This is a genomic window from Bradyrhizobium sp. Arg237L, assembly GCF_029990105.1.
Lineage (GTDB): Bacteria > Pseudomonadota > Alphaproteobacteria > Rhizobiales > Xanthobacteraceae > Bradyrhizobium.
In genome coordinates this window covers 1-1,822 of sequence record NZ_JAQMIL010000169.1, presented here as the reverse complement: position 1 = coordinate 1,822, position 1,822 = coordinate 1, and the positions used below count along the sequence as shown (strand labels likewise).

The window sequence follows — 1,822 nt, the reverse complement described above, 5'->3', positions numbered from 1 at the left end:
TTGGCCCGTACGCGACTAGCCAGCCCCTCGGCCTCACGTCAACTCTTTGGGGTAGACCGGACTTGGTCGCGATGCGGACAAAAAGCAACTGGGCTGGACTTGAGCGACAACGATCGTACTGTCGCCGAGTATGATTGTGGGTGAGCCGCTCTGATGACCGTGCCGTTTCCGTCGTTGAGAGCGCTGTTCAGTGGTCCGCAGATGACGCAGGCGCGGTTCCGTTGCCAGCCTTGTGCCATTCGCCAAGAACGCGCGGACGCACTCGGCAACGCAGATTGCGCAGATAGCGGCCAGCATTGAGGAATGGGACTGGACGACGCCGCTCCTGGTCGATGAGGACGGCGTCATCATTGCCGGGCATAGTCGAGTCCTCGCCGCGAAGAAGCTGGGCGTCCGGGAAATCCCGGTCATGACGACGCGAGGTTGGACTGAGGCGCAGAAGAAGGCCTATGTGCTCGCCGACAATCAGCTCCCGATGAATGCCGCTGGGATCAAGACCTGCTGCGCATGGAAATCCGCGAGATCGAGGCGCTGAACTTCGACATCGGCAAGATCGGTTTTGACACCGATGCGCTGGCCAAGCTGTTCGATGTTGGTGAGGCGGTCGAGCGCGAGGAGCGGCAGCGTGACGGACTCGGCGAGGCTGTGATCCAACTCAAACATCGTGTTCGATGATGCCGATCAGCAGGACGCTTGGTTCAAGTTCGTCCGCAGCTTGAAGCAGATGTATCCGAACAACGTTACGCGGGGCGAACGGTGCTCAAGCTTCCCGACTGAAGCCGTCCACCGCCAGCGTGATCTTGTGCGCGGTATGGTCAATGGTGATGCAGTTTATCCTTGCCGGAGCGCCGCCGGTCCTGAAGAACAGTTTGTGGCCGAGCTTTAGCTCGGCGTCGATGCGGTGGTGCCCTTTGATAAGCATGCCGTCGAGGTTGGTCTCGCCGACTTCAATGCCGGCTTCGTTCACGATTGTTCGGATCATGGCTTCGTTCACGATTTTTCGGATCATTTCGCCTCTGTGATGTGTTTCAGCGCCGCTGCTATGGTGCGCAGTCTATCCAACCTTATGCCGGCTCCTCGCGTTCCAATCTTGGCCAGCAAGTCCTCAGCGAAGCGAGCCGTCACCGCGGCATTGTTGTCGTCGCTGGCGTGGGCCGCCGGCTATAGGCGGAGGGCTTGCACGGCCCCGGCCTCGCCTGAAATGGCGCGCTGCGGACTACCGAACTGGTCTATCGTGATCCATTCGCGGTCAAGTGTCGGCTCATAGAGATCGAAGCCGTCAGGGCTGCAAGCAACGACCGGCATCTCCGGATCGAGCTTCCGTAGCTCATCTATCAGGTCTTTGACTTTCATGGGGTTGCTCGTTGGAGGAATGCGCCGCGGTGCCGGAGCGTTTGAGGACCTTGGCTATTATAGCCTCACTGGTCTCAAGCGTTACGCTCGGCGAGCGCATCAAGCTGTATGTCGCAGAGAACTTGCCGGATGCCTGAAGAAGACCTCAAGGTTGACAGGTTCGCCGGTGTCTTGCCAGACCAGCTTTTGACCGAGGCTAGCCGCCACCGCGATGCGGTGGTGTCCGCCGACCAACGTGCCGTCACGCGTTGCCTTGGCGACGATCTCGCCGGCTTCGTTCACGATGGTTCTCATGTCCCCTCCGTGTTGCTCTTGTGCGCAACGGTGCCGGAGCGCTCCAAGTTTGGCGATAATGGCCTCGCAGTCCTGCGTCGTCAGATACAGCAGTAGCTCAGCCCAGCACGGCGGCCATGAGTTTGACAATGGCCCCGCGGGCGCTGACTTTCGGCATCAGCGCCTCCAGTCCAAT

At 60.0% G+C, this 1,822-nt stretch carries 5 protein-coding genes; 2 read left to right on the top strand and 3 right to left on the bottom strand.

The window, feature by feature from the left end; genetic code table 11:
- Positions 1 to 232 precede the first annotated feature (232 nt).
- Both OZ411_RS42770 and OZ411_RS42765 read left to right on the top strand, forming a co-directional pair.
- Positions 233 to 535: a ParB/Srx family N-terminal domain-containing protein gene (locus OZ411_RS42770; protein ID WP_282532772.1), complete on the top strand. Its 303-nt coding sequence runs from the start codon at positions 233 to 235 to the stop codon at positions 533 to 535.
- The gene (locus tag OZ411_RS42765; protein ID WP_282532771.1) at positions 508 to 675 is read left to right on the top strand and encodes a hypothetical protein; all 168 of its coding nucleotides are present in this window, start codon (positions 508 to 510) and stop codon (positions 673 to 675) included. The genes OZ411_RS42770 and OZ411_RS42765 overlap by 28 nt, the downstream gene beginning before the upstream one ends.
- Before the next feature lie 85 nt (positions 676 to 760).
- On the opposite strand, the gene OZ411_RS42760 is transcribed toward OZ411_RS42765, so the two are convergent.
- From OZ411_RS42760 to OZ411_RS42750, 3 genes are all read right to left on the bottom strand, one after another.
- Positions 761 to 1,009: a hypothetical protein gene (locus OZ411_RS42760; RefSeq protein ID WP_282532770.1), complete on the bottom strand. Its 249-nt coding sequence runs from the start codon at positions 1,007 to 1,009 to the stop codon at positions 761 to 763.
- Positions 1,010 to 1,161: 152 nt separating this feature from the next.
- A complete protein-coding gene (locus OZ411_RS42755) occupies positions 1,162 to 1,353 on the bottom strand; it encodes a hypothetical protein (RefSeq protein ID WP_282532769.1) in 192 nt (63 codons plus the stop codon).
- A gap of 99 nt (positions 1,354 to 1,452) precedes the next feature.
- The gene (locus tag OZ411_RS42750) at positions 1,453 to 1,647 is read right to left on the bottom strand and encodes a hypothetical protein (RefSeq protein ID WP_282532768.1); all 195 of its coding nucleotides are present in this window, start codon (positions 1,645 to 1,647) and stop codon (positions 1,453 to 1,455) included.
- Positions 1,648 to 1,822: the final 175 nt, after the last annotated feature.

Excerpts from the sequence above, each read along its gene's own strand:
- OZ411_RS42750 (WP_282532768.1), bottom strand. The coding sequence starts at position 1,647 with ATGAGAACCATCGTGAACGAAGCCGGCGAGATCGTCGCCAAGGCAACG.
- OZ411_RS42765 (WP_282532771.1), top strand. The coding sequence starts at position 508 with ATGGAAATCCGCGAGATCGAGGCGCTGAACTTCGACATCGGCAAGATC.
- OZ411_RS42760 (WP_282532770.1), bottom strand. The coding sequence starts at position 1,009 with ATGATCCGAAAAATCGTGAACGAAGCCATGATCCGAACAATCGTGAAC.
- OZ411_RS42755 (WP_282532769.1), bottom strand. The coding sequence starts at position 1,353 with ATGAAAGTCAAAGACCTGATAGATGAGCTACGGAAGCTCGATCCGGAG.